Genomic DNA, 17,959 nt, shown 5'->3' with positions numbered 1-17,959 from the left:
ATAGCAGAAAGATCTTTTTGAAGAATTTGACTATTCGATTGTTTTAATTCATTTAAATAATTTAAACCCAAATTAGTTTGTTCAATTTTTGAAATAATTTCCCACAAATTTTGAATAAATTTAGTGCTAAAACCATTAATTTCTCTTTTAAGAAATTCATCGCGAATGAAAAGACGAAGATCAGGACAATGCAAATAATAAAAAATTATTTCAGATTCATTTTTCTCACGGCGAGAAGTTTCATTTGGTTGTTCAAATTTTTTTGATCTACCGTGCCAACGAAATCCCTTAACTTGATTTCGTAAATCTTGTTCAAACTGTATCGCTAACCTTGCTTGTCCCTTACTCAATCGTTCGGAAACTTTTTGTAAGTAATGAGTTCTTGTTGATGATTGAGGTAATTTGCTCAACAATTTTACCAATGAAGAAATAACACTCTGGAAATTTTCAGACTTAGTTAAATCTTTATCTTTAAAGATCTGATCAATCTCCCAATCAATCCAAAAGGATGAATTATCAATTAAATTAAAATAATCTTCAGGTGTATGACTATTCAAATATTCGTCAGGATCTTTAAAATGACTTAGTTGAAGTATCTTAAGATTAATTTGATCATGAAGGGATAGGGTCTCAACTTCTTTAATTACTCTTTTTGTAGCTAAAATTCCTGCATTATCAGAATCAAAATTCAAAATTATATTTTTATTATCTGTACATCTACATAGTTGAGAAATTTGATACTTATTTAATGCGGTACCGAGGGAAGCTACAGAATTAGTAATACCTTTTGAATGAAGAGAAATTACATCAAAGTATCCTTCAACAATAATAGCTTTATCTCTTTTTCTTATATTGCTAGATGCTTTTTCAAATGCAAACAACATTTTCCCTTTTTCAAATATCTCTGATTCAGGAGAATTAAGATATTTGGGTTCCTGTCCATCAAGAGATCTTCCACCAAAGGCAACTACTCTTCCCTGCATATCATGTATTGGAACAATTAATCTATTTCTAAAACGATCATAAATCTTGTCAGAATTATCTTTAGAAATTGCAAGGCCTGAAGCTAATATTAAATTAATGGGGAATTTTTCTACCTTGGAAAGATAATTAAATAAATCATTCCATGAATTTGGGGCAAAACCTAATTCAAAGTTATCAATAATCTTGTTACTCAAGTTTCTCTTAGATGTTAAATATTTCATGGCTTCAAAACCAAGAGAATTATTTAATTGAGACTTAAACCAATTTTTAGTGACTCTTAATATTTTATAAAGCTCTTCCTTTCTAGATAGTTGTTTTTTATAAGCTTCTACTTGGGGACCCTCAAGATTTTCAACATTAATATTATTTTTTTTAGCGAGAGAAAGTACAACATCTGAAAAATTTGCACGAGTAAATTCCATTAAAAATTTAATAGAGTTACCACCAGCACCACAAGAAAAACAATAATAGAATTGTTTACTTGGTGATACTGTCATAGATGGCTTAGTATCATCATGAAAAGGACAAATCCCAACAAATTCCTTGCCTTTCTTCTTAAGAACAATATGTTCAGATATAACGTCAACAATATCTGCTTTTTCCTTAACCTCTTGAATAGTTCTTGGGTGTATAGAATGAACCATTGAGATTTTTATCAAAAACAAATAATGATTTATTTGTTATAGGTCAAAATCAAATAAGAATCTACTTAATTTCACAATAAAACTATTTTTTAAAATGATAAATATCGCAGAATTAGAAAAAAAATTTAATTCATTGAATAAGTTTAATTTGGTATTTGCCTCATTCTTCTTTAGTTTGATGACTTTGTGCGTAAAAAATATTGATAAAAGGATACCTATTTATGAATTAGTTTTATTCAGATCATTGTTAAGTTTAATAATTACATTATTCATAATTAATCTAAAAAATATAAATCCTTGGGGCAAAAATAGACCATTACTTATCTTAAGAGGTGTTTTAGGAACTTTAGCTTTAGTTTGTATTTTTTATGCGATAAGAAATATGCCTCTTAGTATATCTACTGTCATTCAGTACACATATCCTATTTTTATATCTATATTTGCTGGCATATTTATAAACGAAAAAATAACTCGGAATATAATTTTTGCTTTAATTATTGGCTGGATTGGAATATTAGTAATATTAAATCCAAGTCAATTATCAAATATAAACGTTGAAATTGAAAAAGTTTCGATTTCGATAGCATTTCTTGGGGCAATCTGCACTGCATTGGCTTACGTTACAGTTAAGAAACTTTCATTTACTGAAGATGTTTATGTAATTATTGAATATTTTCCACTTGTTTCTTTTATAACTTTATTGCCAATTGTATTAATCAACTGGGTTACCCCAAATTGGAATGAATTAGTTTGGATAATTGGCATTGGCTTATTTACTCAATTAGGTCAGACTTTCTTAACTATAGGATTAAAAAATTTACCTGCTTCTGAAGCATCAATAATTAATTATTTACAAGTTTTATTTGGTTCAATTTGGGGGATTTTGTTTTTTAGTGAAATAATAAACATAAATTTTTTATTAGGCGCCTCACTAGTTTTATTAGGAACTATTATATCTACTACCAAAATAATCAAAAGGACATAGAATATAATTATTAAAATAAAAAAAAAAGTGAAATTTTTCTATTTAGCTTTATTATTTTGTTTTTCTCCTATTGTTCAAGTTAATGCAACGACCCCAAAGTCAGTAACTTGCACAAGAACTGAATACAGAGAGGAATACATTCCTGGAACCAAATCAAATCCAGGCTACGTGAAAAGTTATGAAGTGGACGTTGTAATACCTTGTGGAGGTCAAAGTAAAGCTGAAAAAATAGATGATAATGACTGTAGTGAAGGTTCTGTTATAGGAGGACTTCTTGGTGCTGGAATAGCACTATCTTCCTCTAGAGGGAAAGATAGATTTTGGGCAGTACCTGCTGGCGGAACTGCAGGAGCACTAATTGGTTGTCAGGTGGATGGTGGTTAATTGATTAGTTGGATAAATGGAGAATTGGTTGAGTCATGGCAAACTAATCAAAAATTTTTTGTTTTAATAAATTGTCAAGGATTAGGATACGAAATACAAATACTAGAATCCTTTTTTCTCAAATTAAAAACAAATCAGATATCTAATAAAAACATAACTCTTTGGATAAAACATATTAAGAAAGAAGATTCAGATTTATTATTTGGCTTTACATCAAAGGATCAAAAGAATTTCTTTATTGAAATTTTAAGTATTCGAGGTGTTGGATCTCAAATTGGTATGGGGATATTAAATAAATTTTCTATTAGTGAAGTTATCAATGCAATAAAAACACAAAACAAAAAATTAATTTGTTCCGTACCTGGTATAGGACAAAAAATGAGTGATCGATTAATTTTAGAATTAAAAAGTAAATTTAATGATGAAATTCTATTTGAAGAAGAAAAAAACAAAGATAAATTAGAGATTAAGGATCCTGAAATTAATAAAATGATGGAGGACCTTCAGTTAACTCTTCAATCATTAAATTACAAAAATAAAGAAATCAAGAATATTTTGCCAATTATTATCAATGAAGTAGATTTCCTTGCAAAAAAAGAAAATAATTTATCATTTGAAAATTTATTGAAATTAGCTATGAATTATCTAGATAAGGAAAGTAGTAATATAGCTAGCTGACGTAGTATCATAGAGTAAAAGAAATAAAATTTATGTCATTAGATACAGCTGAAAAACAGAAGCTGATTGAGACTCATCAAGTACATCCAACTGATACAGGTTCAGCCGAAGTTCAAGTAGCACTGCTTTCAAAAAGAATATCGAAATTAAGTGACCACCTCCAAGGAAACATTCATGATTTCGCTTCAAGGCAAGGATTATTAAAAATGATTGGTAAAAGGAAAAGATTACTTTCTTTCATAAAAGACAAAAACGTTCAGAGATATCAAGAGCTAGTAAAGAAAATTGGAATCAGAGGATGATTTCAATTAATGAAAAAAAAGCAATCTAAAAAAAAGACACAATTTAAAAAGAAAAAAAATTATTCTGAGAAAACTGCGTTTGCTAATCTAGAAAAAGCATCAAGTACTGCAACTACCCCAAAAAGATCATCAACTGGGATACCTAAATATGTTGCTGATAGAATGGCAAGAAGAATATTTTTTACAGCAGGAATTCCCACAATATTAGGGATGTCGGTTTTTGTTGTTAGCTACATTATAGTTACAAGAAATATTGCTGAAATACCTCCTTCATCAACAATTGCAATTTCAGCATTGTTTTTTTTGTTAGGTCTAGCAGGATTGAGTTTTGGAATATTATCAGCTAGTTGGGATAAAGAGCCTGGATCTTTTTTTGGTATTGAAAATATTCCAATGAACATACAACGTGCAAAAGCAGCCTTCAAACCTGCAACTCAAAATTTTGAGGATAAAAGTTAATCTAGGAAACTAAAGATTTCAAATTAACTTGGAATGATTTATCTTCTAATAATTTGCATGCTCCTTGAATATCTCCAATACAGAATTGTTCACCAAATTTAACGTAGGTAACACTATTTTTATTTCTTACTGCAGCTAAAACTGGAATCTTGATTCCACATCTACCTTTATCTGGTTTAAATTTAATTAAACAGTCTCTCAAAGTATTTTGTACTCTTACATCTGATGCTTGAGAACTTTCAAGATTAATAATAAGCAATTTAAGGTTATCTATTTCTCTACAATCATCAATTATTAATTGAGTCTTATCACTTTTTTTATCTATTGTTCCCCAAAACAATAATCTAGTATCAGTCAAAAGAAATTCTGATAATCTGACATAGGTTTTTGGAAAAACTATTGCTTCGCAACTTCCAGAAAGATCTTCAAGCTGAACTATAGCCATCCTATCTCCTTTTCTCGTTGTAATTTGCTTCAAATCAGGGATCATTCCAACTAAAGAGACTTTGGTTCTATCTTTTGTTTCTTCTAACTGAGAAATGCTTATAGGTGATACAAGTTTTGCTGGCTTAGTTAAATGCTTTAGAGGATGATCAGATAAATAAAAGCCTAATAGCTGCTTTTCTAACTTTAACTTCTCAATAAGTGAATAATCATCAACCTTAGCTAATTGTGAATCTGAAAAAGCAACATTAGAAAATTCTTCTTTAGAGTCAAATAGATTTCCTTGCCCTGATAATCTATCACGATTTCTTGAAGAGGCCCACTCAATAACATGTTCAAGATCTGACAATAACTGAGCTCTATTATTATCATTTGAAAACTCATCTAGTGCTCCACAATGAATTAGAGATTCAAGACTTCTTTTGTTAAGAACATTAGAAGGCAAACGGTCGCACAAATCTGATAATGACTTAAAGGTTCCAAAACTATTTCGGTTTTCAATTATATTTCTTATTGCAGAATCTCCTAAATTCTTAATTGCAGATAACCCGAATAAAATCTGATTATTCTTAATAGTGAAATCAACCCCAGAAAAATTAATGCTTGGTGAAATAACTTCTATTCCCATGGAATAACAATTAGAAATATATCTTTGCATCTTGTCGCTAGAGCCAGAATTTACGCTTAAAAGGGCTGCCATATATGCAACAGGAAAATGGGCTTTTAAAAATGCAGTTTGATAAGTTACAGCACCATAAGCAGTTGAGTGACTTTTGTTAAAACAATATTCTGCGAATAAAACCATTTGATCAAAAAGATCATTTGCTAATTTTTCATTTACACCTTTCTTCATAGAACCATCTACAAAAATATTCCTATGCTTTACCATTTCAGAAACTTTCTTTTTCCCCATCGCTCTTCGAAGTAAATCAGCATCACCTAGAGAATAACCGGCTAGGTCTTGAGCAATTTTCATGATTTGTTCTTGGTAAACCATAATTCCATAGGTTTCAGTGAGAATTGACTTAATAAAAGGATGAGGGAAATCAATCTTTTCGTTCCCATTTTTTCGATTTATGAATTTAGGTATAAGGCCTGCATCAAGAGGACCAGGTCTATAAAGAGCCAGTATGGACGAAATATCCTCTAGAGAGTTAGGTTTGAAATCCTTAACGACCTGTTTCATACCGGAAGATTCAAGTTGAAAAATACCTTCAAGATCTCCTCTCCCAATAAGCTCAAAAGTTTTACAATCATTTTGAGGTAACTCATCAATATTTATTTTCTTTCCAGTAGATTGATTAATAAGAGAAACTGTCTTTTCAATCATCGTAAGATTCTTAAGACCCAAGAAATCCATTTTCAATAATCCAAGTGATTCGATATCATCCATAGAATATTGGGTTATTATTTGTCCTTCATTATTTCTTTGAAGAGGTACAAGTTCGTCAAGAGGATCTGATGCGATAACAACTCCAGCAGCATGAACTCCATATGTTTTATTAGTTCCTTCAATTCTCAAAGCCAAATCAACCCATTTTTTCACCCTATTATCATTAATATATTTTTCTCTAAACTCTTGGCTAGGAGAATTCTTATCAATCATTTCATTTAGTTTATAAGGTTTCCCTCTTACAACCGGTATTAACTTAGCCAATTTATCCGCCTCTCCATATGGTATATCTAGAACCCTTGCAACATCTTTTAAAACCGCCTTAGAGGTCATCTTATTGAAAGTAATTATTTGCGCAACTTTATCCTCTCCATAACGATTAGTAACATAATCAATAACTTCATTTCTCCTATCAATACAAAAGTCGGTGTCAATATCTGGCATTGACTTTCTTGCTGGATTTAAAAATCTCTCAAACAACAATCCATGCTCAACAGGATCTATATTTGTAATTTGAAGAGCATAAGCTACTAGTGAGCCTGCGGCAGAACCTCTACCTGGTCCTACAGGGATAGAGTTATCTCTAGCAAATTTGATGTAGTCCCAAACAACCAAAAAATAATCTGGGAAGCCCATATCTTTAATAATTTTTAATTCGGAAGATAGTCTTTTTTTATAGTTCTCATCAACTTCTGTAAGATCATTTTTTTTAAGTCTTTTTAAAAGGCCTTTATTAGATAATTGTGTAAGGAAAGAAAATGAATCTGTATCTTCGTTAAGAGGGAATTTTGGCATTCTATAATTACCAAACAAATCAAATACTTCAACTTTTTGAGAAATTTCTACTGTATTGTTCACTGCCTCAATAATTGATTCATCATCAATATGATCTTTAAAAAGTTCAAGCATTTCATTTTCACTTTTAATATATTCTGTACCGGTATATCTCAATCTTTTTTCATCACTTATTAGTTTTCCTGTTAATACACAAAGCAAAGCATCATGTGCTTCAACATCCATATTTGATAAGTAGTGCGCATCGTTAGTAGCGATGACTTTTATTTGATGCTTCTTCCCAATTTTTATTAATTCAACGTTAACAATTCTATCCTCAATAGAGCCGTGATCTTGTATTTCTAGATAAAAGTCATCTGCAAATAATTTTTTATACCAAAGAGCTATATCCTCTGCTACGTCTAATCTACCTTTTAAGATAGCCTGAGGTATCTCTCCACCAAGACAAGCTGTAGAAACTATCAGACCATCACTATATTTGCTTAAAAGAGATTTATCAATACATGGTCTAGAAAAAATGCCTCGACCTCTCATCCCATTTAGGTGACTAATTGTTGTTAACTTCACTAGATTCTTATATCCAGTATAATTTTTTGCTAACACCACCAAATGATATCTTTTTTCTTTTTTTGGTTGAGGATCATCAATAGAACCATTAATCACATACATTTCATTACCAATAATTGGTTTTATACCTTTCTCTTTACACTTCTTGACCAAATCAAGAACACCATACATAACTCCATGATCAGTAAGAGCTATCGATTCCATTCCAAGATCACAAGCTCTATCTACAATTTTTGAAATTTGACTGGCACCATCAAGTAAGCTGTAGTCACTATGATTATGAAGCGGAACGAAAGCCATATTCAAATAATTTATATATATAAGATAGAGAAAATTTCTAAAAGATCTATACTTTGTGATTACAAATTAATTATTAATACAAATTTAAAATAAAGGTCTGTTCTTAATTACCTGAGCATCAATTTCAAAGATATTTGCGGCATTCAATATTCTATCTTCTTCTAATACATTGCCTATTAATTGCATTCCAATAGGTAATCCTTTAGTATCAAAACCACAAGGAATACTGATTGCTGGGAGGCCTGCTAAATTAGCAGGAACAGTTAATAGATCAGACAAATACATTGAAAGTGGATCATTGACAAAATCTCCCTTCAAAAAAGCAGTGGTTGGGCAAGTTGGAGTTAATAAAACATCTACTTTCTTAAAAGCATTATCAAAATCTTTTCTTATAAGTGTCCTAACTTTTTGTGCCTTCTTGTAATAGGCATCACTGTATCCAGCTGACAAAGCATAAGTACCTATCAAAATTCTTCTTTGTACCTCATCTCCAAAACCTTCAGCTCTACTTTTTGAAGTCATATCTATAAGATTTGAACCTTCATTCGATCTGTAGCCATATTTAACTCCATCATATCTAGCTAAATTTGCGGAGGCTTCAGATGGTGCAATGACATAATATGTCGCAATTCCATCGTTAAATCTAGGACATTCAACTTCGATAATTTCAGCCCCTAAAGCTTGGAATCTATCAACTCCAGAAAGAACAGATTCCTTAACTTCTGGATTAAGCCCTGGGTGTTCAAAACATTCTTTAATGATTCCAATTTTTAAACCCTTTATAGATTTATTTAAGTCAGTCAAATAATTTGGTACTGGCTTATCAAGACATGTTGAGTCAAAGGGGTCTTTACCAGATATTGAATAAAGAATTTCAGCCGCATCTGAGACAGTATTTGTAATTGGGCCAATTTGATCAAGAGAGCTAGCAAATGCTACCAGTCCCCATCTACTAACTCTGCCATAAGTAGGTTTAAGACCTACAACACCACAAAAAGAAGCTGGTTGTCTTATTGATCCTCCTGTATCAGAACCTATAGCCGCCGCACAAAATCCAGCGGCAACTGAAGCAGCACTACCGCCTGAACTTCCTCCTGGCACTCTATTAATATCCCAAGGATTTGAAGTGACACCAAATACAGAAGTTTCCGTTGAACTACCCATTGCAAATTCGTCTAAATTTGTTTTTCCTAAACAAATTCCCCCTGAAGACCATAATTTACTCGAAGCGGTGGATTCATAAGGCGCAACAAAGCTTTTGAGCATTTTACTTGCACAAGTTGTTGCAACTCCTTTGGTGCAAATATTATCCTTTATTGCTATTGGCATCCCCGCGAGAGGAGGCAGTTTTTCTTTATTTTGAATTAATTTATCAATGTTCTCTGCTTGCGCGATAGCATTATCTTTTGTAGTACAAATATATGAGTTAATTTCAGGATCTTTATTATCTATTTTGTCAAAGATATCATTAACTAATTCCTTAACAGAAGCATTATTGCTGGTAATTTCTTTTCTTAAAGAATTAAAATTCATTTCTTAATTTATTTCTTAAAATCAAAGTTATCAAACAGTTAATGGTTCTTCTTTTTTGCAACGTACTAAACTGTGTTTAATATTTTTAGACCCTTCATCAGAAAGATCTTTAATAAAAGAAGACATATTTTCTTTTAAACTACGTTTAGTAATAAATGGGCCGAACCAGTAGGTACTACTAGGTTGATCTGTCTCAATTTTAGCCCACCAAGCTAAACCGAGTTTGTTTCCAAAGTTTCTAATCAATTTTATTGGCCTGTAAGACCATCAATTCTTGTTAAATTCTATACAATTTTGTAGTGAAAATTCAATAAATTTTTATTAATCATAAAAATGTATTGAAACAACAACATTTTAGTGGTCTATAAAAAAAGTGATTATTAAAAATAAAATTATTTACCTGTCAAGTGAAATAGGGATATGGCAGCCGCCACAGAGGCATTTAAACTTGAAGTCTTACCTTTAAGAGAAATACTTAATATAAAATCGCATTTTTTTTGAGTAAGCAAAGAAATACCTTTATCTTCAGAGCCAACTACAACTACCAAAGGTGCTTTTTCTTGAAAATTTGAGATAGATATTTGACCATCTCCAGATAAGCCAACAACAAGAAAACCATTTTTCTTAAGTTCCTCAAGTGCTCTATTTAAGTTAACAACTCTACTTACATGAAGGTGTTCTAAGGCTCCTGCAGCTACCTTGGCGACTGTTCCAGTCAATCCTGCAGACCTTCTCTGAGGAATAATTACACCCTTGCAATCAAATGCTTCCGCTGATCTTATAATCGCACCAACATTATGAGGATCAGTAATACCGTCTAATGCGACTAATATAGGATTTGGACAGTTTTGTTTAGAAAAATCGATTAATTGTTCTAGGGATATTGTTTTAGAGCATGCTAACTGCAATGCGACACCTTGATGTGAAGCACCATATGTCAATTGCGAAAGCCTGTTCCAAGAAACTTCTTCAATAAGAACTCCTTTTGATTTAAGATCCTTAAGCAAAATATAGAATTTGTCTGAAGAAAAAATTTCCGAAGTACACCAAATCCTATTAATCGCTCTATCACTACTAAGAGCCTCATAAACCGAATGTTTACCCCATATCCAATCATCAAAATTTCTCTTATTAGTAAACTCTTGATGCATATCAGAATTTTTATTAGGAAATTCTGTATTAGATTTAAATCTTGGATTTCTTCTTTTTAAAGACGAAAAAGTATTATTGTCATCATTTTTTTTTAAATTTTCAACTTTCTTATTTTTAGCGGAATTGTTCAAAAATCTATCATTTTTTTCTGAACGATTTGTATTTTTTGAGTAATAACCAAAATCTGAATTTTTTTTGTACTCTTTATTATTTTTTCCGCGAAATTTATTTGAGGAGTTTTTCATAGATTCAATTCATTTTTAATTCTAAATATTCAAAAAGTGTTGATAATCTTTGAGGATCTTTTAAAAATAGCCAGCCAATAAGAGTTTCAAAACCAGTTGCTCTAGAGTATATGGCGGGGTCTGAAGATTTTGGATATCTCTTTGTTTTATTTCTAGCACGCCTAATTAGATCCATTTCATTTGAATTTAATAAATGTTCAATTTGACTTAATGATTTTGACTGAGATTTTGCTTTTACTTCGTTTACTACAGATAAATGGAGATCTTTAGATTTTAAAGGGAAATGAACATGTCTTAGTCTTTGGTGAAGCTCCCATACCGAATCTCCAAGCCAAGCAAGTTGAATAACACCTATATCCTCGGGAGATCCATATGGAACCAAGTTTTGAATCCAATAATTCAATTCTTTAAATAATTTAATGCATCTTCAAGGCTTGACTTCAAGTTAAGAAAATCCCCTAAACGAACAAGTTTAATTGTTTGGGCCACTCTCGAATTGCCAACGACAGAGAACCCAAGTTTCGACTTTTTGCATTCTTTAGCAGTTTGAACAAGTGCTCCAAGACCCGAGGAATCTAAAAAATCTATTTTTGTAAGATCAATAACGAATGGAAGGTCATTTTTTAAATTATTAGTAACAAAAGTCTTAAATTGTTTTTCTGAGAAAGCATCAAGTTGGCCTTTAAAAGTAAAAACAATAATGTTTGTTTTAACCTCAAGGTTTCCTCTTAAAGAAACCGTTAACTTCTGGAAATCTTCTATGATCTAATACCTCCAAAAAATTAATGTATCAAATGTAATTATCAAATCAAAAGAAAACAATATGTCAACATCTTTCTAACATTAGAGAAACAAATTTTTTAAATAAATAATCTGAATCATGTGGGCCAGGTCCTGCTTCTGGATGATATTGCACACTAAATATTGGCTTATTATTAACTTCTAGGCCAGCCACAGTATTATCGTTAAGGTTATAGTGGGTAATTCTAACTATGTCCTTTGAGAGAGAATTGGGATCAATAGCAAAACCATGATTCTGACTAGTTATCTCAATTTTATTATTTTCACCACAAGGATGATTTAAACCACGATGTCCAAAAGGTAATTTATAAGTTGAACCTCCTAATGCTAATCCAAATATTTGGTGGCCAAGGCAAATACCAAACATAGGTATTTCACCATATTCAATGAGTGATTTTGCTAAGTCTATACCTTCAGAAACAGAAGAAGGATCGCCTGGACCATTTGAGAAAAATATACCATCCGGCTTGTTAGACAGAACATCATTTAGAGAAGATCGAGAAGGTAAAACCAAAACTTCACAACCATGGGATACAAGTCTATTTAGAATTGAATTTTTAATTCCAAAATCAATTGCTACTATTTTTAACTTTTTAGAAGATTCATAATATCTCTTTCTTAAATCAAAAATTGTTTGCGTATGACTTTTCCATAAATATTGTTGCTTTGTTGAAACAACTTTTGATAAATTTAATCCCTCCATCTTTGGCGTATCACAAATTATCTTTAAACAACTTTCATCAGTTTTATCTAGAGAGGTAATAACTCCATTCATCGCGCCACTAGATCTTAAAATTTTAACAAGAGCCCTTGTATCAATTCCATATAGACCTATGATATTTTTCTCAACTAACCATTGATTAAAATTCTTTTTAGATCTCCAATTGCTGCTATTAGATGAAAAATTTCTAACAATTATACCTTTAACATTAATATTAGATTCTGAATCTTCAAAATTAATACCAGTATTTCCAATCTCTGGATAAGTAAATGTTAATAACTGTCCATAATAACTTGGATCAGTAATAACTTCTTGATATCCGGTCATTCCCGTATTAAAAACTATTTCACCAATAGCTGTACCAGAAGCACCAAAAAAGAATCCTGGGAATACAATTCCATTACTTAAAACTAATTTCGCGTTTTTCTTATATGGATTAATCATCAATTTGAAATTAATTAATTTGTATGTAAATAATTTTTTAAAAGTAAAAACTTTTTCCAAGGATCTCCTTGATTTATCGAAAATAAAGCTTTATTAAATCCTTCATTTAAATCATCCTCAATTCCTGCTGCCCAAAGCACTAAAGCAGAGTTCAAGGCAACTACATCAATATGAGATTTTTGTCCAGAACCATTTAAAACAGACTTTAATATTTCCTCGTTAGACTCAAGATCAGAAACCACAAGCTTTTCGTTAGATATATTTTCATGGTTAAAGTCTGAAATATTTATTTCTGAAAACCGTAATTCACCATTATCAACAAATACTAATTTATTTTCTCCTTGAAGCGAAGCTTCATCAAGGCCACCAGAACCATGAACGACTATTGCTCTATTCATACCCATTTTTAAAAGCGCGCTTCCCATAGGTTTTAAAAGATCCTCAGAAGCAACACCCAAAACTTGTGCATTGGGTCTTAAAGGATTTACCAATGGTCCAAGTTGATTAAATACTGTCCTTATTCCAAGGGTCTTTCTTAATGGAGCAAGTTTTATTAAAGATTTATGCCAAACAGGTGCGAACAAAAAAGTTATTCCAATTTCACTTACGGCTTTGATTACTTTTTCTAATGAACAATTTAAATTCAAACCAAGATTCAACAAAACATCAGCAGAGCCAACTTTTCCACTAGCACTTTTATTTCCGTGTTTTGCAATTTTTACCCCACAAGATGCAGCTACAAATGCAACTGCAGTTGAAATATTAAATGTATTAGCTCCATCACCCCCTGTTCCACAAGTATCTACCAAATACAAATTTGGTCTTGCTACTGGCAATTCGCAAACATTTAAGAGTTCCTCAGCCATAGAACTTAGTTCGACACCTGTAGAACTCTTTGCTCTCAAAGCACTCAAAAAAGCTCCTGTTTCAACATCTGAAATTTCATCATTAAGCCATCTTTGCATTAAAGATCTAGAAGTTAATTCATCAAGGTCCCTTCCCTCCAACAAATTATTTAGGATTTCAGCGTTTGATAGATTAGAAGACATTTATTTATGGAAGAAAAATTATGCAGATAAAATTCAATTTGAGGTATCAAAACCTGAGCCAACTAAATCTTTATTTGTATTAGAAGGCCTGAAGCTTTTTGACCAAATATTTTTTGTTTTTGAAAAAAGTTCATTTTTAGTGATCTTCCAAAAATTTAAAATTTTTTCAATATCGTTTTTAATTTCAATTTCTCCTGGGAAATTGGTATAACGATTTATTAATCTAGCTAAATTTATATAGTCAAGATCTTCTGGTGTTTTTTTAGTGATAAGGGAATCTATAATGTTTTTGTCTGTTTCATGTAATGGATGAGTTTGCTCGTTACCCATAAATAAATACTGAATCATTTATAAAATTAGCTCACATATTCAAAAATGAAACATTATCTTAATCATATCGGCAAAATAAAATGAAAAATTTAAAGATAAAAGTTATATCTAAATACCTAAGACCTTACAAAAAAGAATTCTTATATGGAGCTTTAGCTCTCTTAATAGTAAATATATTAAGTGTTGTAATACCCTTAGAAGTAAAAAATATAATTGACCAATTACAAAATGGGTTTTCTTCGGATTTTGTTATTTCTAAATCTTTATGGTTAATATTTTTAGCAACTTGTATGGGTTTAATAAGATTATTTTCAAGACAGATTGTCTTCGGCATAGGTAGAAAAGTAGAAGTAAATCTTCGTCAAAAACTTTTTGACCATTTACTTATTCAAGATCCAGAATGGATTCAAAAAAAAGGTAGTGGAGACATTATTAGTAGAGCTACAAGCGATGTTGAAAACATAAGAAGACTTTTAGGTTTTACAGTTTTAAGCTTGTGCAACATTGTCTTAGCTTATTCATTCACTATTCCTTCAATGTTTTCGATTAATAAAACATTAACAATATCAGCTTTAATGATATTTCCATTAATCCTTGGAATTGTAAGTCTATTTGGCGGCAGAATGGTTAAACAAAGAAAAGCTCAACAAGAATCATTATCAAAACTTAGTGATCTAATACAAGAAGATCTATCTGGTATAAGCGCCATTAAAATTTATGCCCAAGAGAATGCTGAGAAAAAAGAATTTAACATATATAATAATGACTATCGAAATTCAGCGATAAAACTTGCAAGAACAGCGAGTACCCTATTCCCTTTGTTACAAGGGATTTCCTCAATTTCATTATTGATTTTATTATCATTAGGAACTTTTCAATTAGAGAGTGGATTTATTTCGATAGGTGGTTTAGTAGCTTTAATTCTTTACGTAGAAAGACTTGTCTTCCCAACAGCTCTATTAGGTTTTACCTTAAATACTTTTCAACTTGGTCAAGTAAGTTTAGATCGTGTGGAAGAAATCTTTCAGAACAACCCAAATATTGTAGATAGAGCAGAAACTAAATTTTTAAAAAGAAAGGTTAAAGGATTCTTAGAAGCAAAAAATTTAACAATAAAGTATCCAGGATCAAAATTTAATTCATTAAATAGTCTCAATTTTAAAATTTATCCTGGAGAACTTATTGCAATAGTTGGCCCAGTAGGTTGTGGCAAGACAACACTAGCAAAGTCTCTAGGACGGACTATTGAAATTCCAGACAATCAATTATTTTTAGATGAAATTGATGTAAAAACTTTAAAATTAAGCGATCTTAGAAAAAATATTTCAATCGTTCCTCAAGAAGCATTCTTATTTACTTCTACAATCTCAGAAAACCTAAGTTTTGGAGAACCCAAAGCTTCTAAATATTTAGTTAAAGAAAGCGCTACAAAAGCTGGATTAATTGATGATATCAATAGTTTTCCACAAAGGTTTAAAACTATTGTTGGTGAAAGAGGTATTACATTAAGTGGTGGACAAAGGCAAAGAACTGCACTAGGAAGAGCACTACTTGTTAATTCTCCTATTGTTGTTCTTGATGATGCTTTAGCAAGCGTAGATAATAAAACAGCAGCAAGAATAATAGATGAAATGAGTGATAGAAGTAATAAAACAATCATAATGATTAGTCACCAACTTTCTGTTGCAGCTACCTGTGATAGGGTTTTAGTAATGGATAAAGGAGAAATAGTACAAGAAGGGGCTCATAAAGATTTAGTAAAAGTGAATGGGCTATATAAACAACTTTGGGAAAGAGAACTAGCTACCAGAATTGTTAAGAGCTAAAAGTAATTTTTTTACTTATAATAAATAGATTTAAATTATGTTTAAATTCCTGAAAAACATTATGAATAATGGGCAGGTAAATTTTACTAATGATGCTTATTCATTACATAGAATATTAAAAACAGATATCAAAAAAGATCCTAATGTAGAAGAAGATGAAATAATTTTTGGATGTGGTTGTTTCTGGGGAGCTGAAAAATGTTTTTGGAAACTTCCTGGAGTTGTCACAACTTCTGTAGGTTATGCTGGTGGTGAAAAAAGCAATCCAACTTATTATGAAGTATGTTCCGGCTTAACTGGTCATTCAGAAGTTGTAAGAGTTATATGGGATAAAAGGGAAATAGATGTAAGTGATTTATTAAAAATGTTTTGGGAATGTCATGACCCTACTCAAAAAAACAGACAAGGTAATGATATGGGAACACAATATAGATCAGCAATATATTACAAAAATGAAAATAATATTAAAACCATATTAGCCAGTAAGGAACAATATCAAACGGAACTAAGCAAAAAAAATCTTGGTTTAATTGAAACGGAAATAAAAATGATTGATTCATATTTTTATGCGGAACAATACCATCAACAATATCTTGCATCAGCTGGAAGCAGGCAGTATTGTTCCGCTTCACCTACAAAAGTTAAGTTAGGAGTTTTTACTGGAAGCAACTATAAATTAGAAGACCATATATGGGAAAACTTTAATTGGGAAGTTGACAAGTGTGTATTGAGATCTGATAACAATCCTATAAAGAATAACATTTAAATCAATCTAATCTTTATAGTAAAGACACGGGGCGTAGCGCAGTTTGGTAGCGCACCACTTTGGGGTAGTGGGGGTCGTGGGTTCAAATCCCGCCGTTCCGATTACTTATCGTCTTCATTTATAAGGGATTTGTATAGTTTATATGAACTTATGCCTACTGCTATGAATGTAAAAGAAGAAAAAAAAGCTAAAACCAATATAGTAAGATTTGAAACTTCCACTTCACCTAATTGGAAAGATATAAAAATGTTCATTAGAAAGAATTTTTTTTAAAACCTTAACACAATTGCAAAAAATTTTTTTTTCATCCAATTATAAATTCAAAAGAATTACAACACCAAAAATAACTCGATAGATAATAAATATTTTCAACCCATTTGAAGAAAAATACTTTAATAAGAAATCTATTGCTAATAAAGAGGACAAAAATGTCGTAATAAGACCAACAAAAAGAGGGAGAAAACCTAATGAAAAAAAATCATTAAAAGAAGAAATAAACTCAACAATCGCAGCAAGAGAAATAGCTGGCATCCCTAAAAGAAAAGAAAATTTCGCAGCATCGCCTCTTTCCCATCCTGATATTAAAGCGCTAGAAATAGTGACCCCCGATCTTGAAACACCAGGAAAAATTGCAAATGCTTGAAAGAAACCTATCAAAAAACTATTTGAATAATTATGGTTTTTAATATTAATAGAACCTCTTTTCGAACTATCTGCCAAGTACATAAAAAAAGCCATTAGAAATGAGACCAATGCTATTGATAAATTTGAACGAAGAACGTTTTCAAAAAAAGAAGGGATAAATATTTTTATACTCCCACCAAGCAAAACAATAGGTATAGTACCAATCAAAATAGACCTTAATAATCTTTCATGTAAGAGATATTCAAGAAATTTTTTGGAAGATTGACTTCTGAAATTAAAAATATCATTCCTAAAATACCAAGCTATGGCTAGAACACTTCCAAGTTGAATAGTAGCGGACAAAGATGCTCCAGGATCATCAATACCTAAAAAAAGAGATATAACTTTTAAATGAGCTGTACTACTTACAGGGATAAATTCCGTCAACCCTTGAATTAATCCATATAAAACAAATTTTAAATATTCCAAAAATTATTAAATTACCTAATTAATTAATAGCAATTTACATTTAA

Annotated in this window: 18 protein-coding genes and 1 tRNA gene; 8 read left to right on the top strand and 11 right to left on the bottom strand. The window is 31.0% G+C overall.

The window, feature by feature from the left end:
* The coding region (gene dnaG, locus MK115_RS06215) for a DNA primase (RefSeq protein ID WP_287610297.1) at positions 1–1,628 on the bottom strand (1,628 nt) is incomplete at its 3' end.
* 94 nt (positions 1,629–1,722) lie between these two features.
* On the opposite strand from dnaG, the gene MK115_RS06210 reads away from it, so the two are divergent.
* Genes MK115_RS06210 through MK115_RS06190 form a run of 5 tightly spaced genes read left to right on the top strand, consistent with a single transcriptional unit; the run spans position 1,723 to position 4,436 of the window.
* The gene (locus tag MK115_RS06210; RefSeq protein WP_287610295.1) at positions 1,723–2,613 is read left to right on the top strand and encodes a DMT family transporter; all 891 of its coding nucleotides are present in this window, start codon (positions 1,723–1,725) and stop codon (positions 2,611–2,613) included.
* 27 nt (positions 2,614–2,640) lie between these two features.
* Complete coding sequence (locus MK115_RS06205; RefSeq protein WP_287610293.1) at positions 2,641–2,997, top strand: glycine zipper 2TM domain-containing protein; 357 nt, start codon at positions 2,641–2,643, stop codon at positions 2,995–2,997.
* Positions 2,998–3,675 carry a Holliday junction branch migration protein RuvA gene (gene ruvA, locus MK115_RS06200; protein WP_287610291.1) on the top strand — a complete coding sequence of 226 codons (678 nt, stop codon included), beginning with the start codon at positions 2,998–3,000 and terminating at the stop codon, positions 3,673–3,675.
* 32 nt (positions 3,676–3,707) lie between these two features.
* Complete coding sequence (gene rpsO / locus MK115_RS06195) at positions 3,708–3,977, top strand: 30S ribosomal protein S15 (protein ID WP_025890744.1); 270 nt, start codon at positions 3,708–3,710, stop codon at positions 3,975–3,977.
* Positions 3,978–3,986: 9 nt separating this feature from the next.
* Complete coding sequence (locus MK115_RS06190; RefSeq protein ID WP_025928368.1) at positions 3,987–4,436, top strand: PAM68 family protein; 450 nt, start codon at positions 3,987–3,989, stop codon at positions 4,434–4,436.
* Between the two features lies 1 nt (position 4,437).
* On the opposite strand, the gene MK115_RS06185 is transcribed toward MK115_RS06190, so the two are convergent.
* From MK115_RS06185 to MK115_RS06145, 9 genes are all read right to left on the bottom strand, one after another.
* Entirely contained in the window at positions 4,438–7,935 is a 3,498-nt protein-coding gene (locus MK115_RS06185) for a DNA polymerase III subunit alpha (RefSeq protein WP_287610288.1), read from the bottom strand.
* Between the two features lie 84 nt (positions 7,936–8,019).
* Complete coding sequence (gene gatA / locus MK115_RS06180; RefSeq protein ID WP_287610286.1) at positions 8,020–9,468, bottom strand: Asp-tRNA(Asn)/Glu-tRNA(Gln) amidotransferase subunit GatA; 1,449 nt, start codon at positions 9,466–9,468, stop codon at positions 8,020–8,022.
* Between the two features lie 30 nt (positions 9,469–9,498).
* A complete protein-coding gene (locus MK115_RS06175; protein WP_025890740.1) occupies positions 9,499–9,714 on the bottom strand; it encodes a DUF1816 domain-containing protein in 216 nt (71 codons plus the stop codon).
* Between the two features lie 146 nt (positions 9,715–9,860).
* Positions 9,861–10,865, bottom strand: coding sequence for a 23S rRNA (guanosine(2251)-2'-O)-methyltransferase RlmB (rlmB, locus tag MK115_RS06170; RefSeq protein WP_287610283.1), 1,005 nt, complete (start codon positions 10,863–10,865; stop codon positions 9,861–9,863).
* A gap of 4 nt (positions 10,866–10,869) precedes the next feature.
* The gene (locus MK115_RS06165; protein ID WP_287610281.1) at positions 10,870–11,268 is read right to left on the bottom strand and encodes a Mini-ribonuclease 3; all 399 of its coding nucleotides are present in this window, start codon (positions 11,266–11,268) and stop codon (positions 10,870–10,872) included.
* Positions 11,265–11,627 (bottom strand): STAS domain-containing protein, encoded by a 363-nt coding sequence (locus tag MK115_RS06160; RefSeq protein WP_353847958.1) that lies wholly within the window; start codon positions 11,625–11,627, stop codon positions 11,265–11,267. Before MK115_RS06160 ends, MK115_RS06165 begins: the two co-directional genes overlap by 4 nt.
* Before the next feature lie 64 nt (positions 11,628–11,691).
* Complete coding sequence (gene carA / locus MK115_RS06155) at positions 11,692–12,831, bottom strand: glutamine-hydrolyzing carbamoyl-phosphate synthase small subunit (RefSeq protein WP_287610279.1); 1,140 nt, start codon at positions 12,829–12,831, stop codon at positions 11,692–11,694.
* 14 nt (positions 12,832–12,845) lie between these two features.
* A complete protein-coding gene (trpD, locus tag MK115_RS06150; RefSeq protein ID WP_287610277.1) occupies positions 12,846–13,880 on the bottom strand; it encodes an anthranilate phosphoribosyltransferase in 1,035 nt (344 codons plus the stop codon).
* A 33-nt stretch (positions 13,881–13,913) separates the two neighbouring features.
* Entirely contained in the window at positions 13,914–14,210 is a 297-nt protein-coding gene (locus MK115_RS06145) for a DUF3288 family protein (protein ID WP_353847957.1), read from the bottom strand.
* An 80-nt stretch (positions 14,211–14,290) separates the two neighbouring features.
* Between MK115_RS06145 and MK115_RS06140 the strand changes: the two genes are divergently transcribed.
* The 3 genes from MK115_RS06140 to MK115_RS06130 all read left to right on the top strand — a co-directional run bounded on the left by MK115_RS06140 (position 14,291) and on the right by MK115_RS06130 (position 16,903).
* A complete protein-coding gene (locus MK115_RS06140; protein ID WP_287610274.1) occupies positions 14,291–16,036 on the top strand; it encodes an ABC transporter ATP-binding protein in 1,746 nt (581 codons plus the stop codon).
* Between the two features lie 37 nt (positions 16,037–16,073).
* A complete protein-coding gene (gene msrA, locus MK115_RS06135; protein ID WP_287610272.1) occupies positions 16,074–16,802 on the top strand; it encodes a peptide-methionine (S)-S-oxide reductase MsrA in 729 nt (242 codons plus the stop codon).
* Positions 16,803–16,829: 27 nt separating this feature from the next.
* Positions 16,830–16,903, top strand: a tRNA-Pro gene (locus tag MK115_RS06130).
* Between the two features lie 211 nt (positions 16,904–17,114).
* Here the strand turns inward: MK115_RS06130 and MK115_RS06125 are convergent.
* Positions 17,115–17,915 carry an undecaprenyl-diphosphate phosphatase gene (locus tag MK115_RS06125; RefSeq protein WP_287610270.1) on the bottom strand — a complete coding sequence of 267 codons (801 nt, stop codon included), beginning with the start codon at positions 17,913–17,915 and terminating at the stop codon, positions 17,115–17,117.
* Positions 17,916–17,959 lie beyond the last annotated feature (44 nt).

The organism is Prochlorococcus sp. ALOHA_ZT_50 (assembly GCF_022447305.1).
Classification (GTDB): domain Bacteria; phylum Cyanobacteriota; class Cyanobacteriia; order PCC-6307; family Cyanobiaceae; genus Prochlorococcus_A.
Note: the sequence above shows the minus strand (reverse complement) of the source record. Positions and strands in the feature narration are given on the sequence as shown.

Coding starts and splice junctions, on each gene's coding strand:
- MK115_RS06185 (WP_287610288.1), bottom strand. CDS start 7,935: ATGGCTTTCGTTCCGCTTCATAATCATAGTGACTACAGCTTACTTGAT.
- gatA (WP_287610286.1), bottom strand. CDS start 9,468: ATGAATTTTAATTCTTTAAGAAAAGAAATTACCAGCAATAATGCTTCT.
- MK115_RS06140 (WP_287610274.1), top strand. CDS start 14,291: ATGAAAAATTTAAAGATAAAAGTTATATCTAAATACCTAAGACCTTAC.
- carA (WP_287610279.1), bottom strand. CDS start 12,831: ATGATTAATCCATATAAGAAAAACGCGAAATTAGTTTTAAGTAATGGA.
- MK115_RS06210 (WP_287610295.1), top strand. CDS start 1,723: ATGATAAATATCGCAGAATTAGAAAAAAAATTTAATTCATTGAATAAG.
- rpsO (WP_025890744.1), top strand. CDS start 3,708: ATGTCATTAGATACAGCTGAAAAACAGAAGCTGATTGAGACTCATCAA.
- trpD (WP_287610277.1), bottom strand. CDS start 13,880: ATGTCTTCTAATCTATCAAACGCTGAAATCCTAAATAATTTGTTGGAG.
- MK115_RS06190 (WP_025928368.1), top strand. CDS start 3,987: ATGAAAAAAAAGCAATCTAAAAAAAAGACACAATTTAAAAAGAAAAAA.
- msrA (WP_287610272.1), top strand. CDS start 16,074: ATGTTTAAATTCCTGAAAAACATTATGAATAATGGGCAGGTAAATTTT.
- MK115_RS06145 (WP_353847957.1), bottom strand. CDS start 14,210: ATGGGTAACGAGCAAACTCATCCATTACATGAAACAGACAAAAACATT.
- rlmB (WP_287610283.1), bottom strand. CDS start 10,865: ATGAAAAACTCCTCAAATAAATTTCGCGGAAAAAATAATAAAGAGTAC.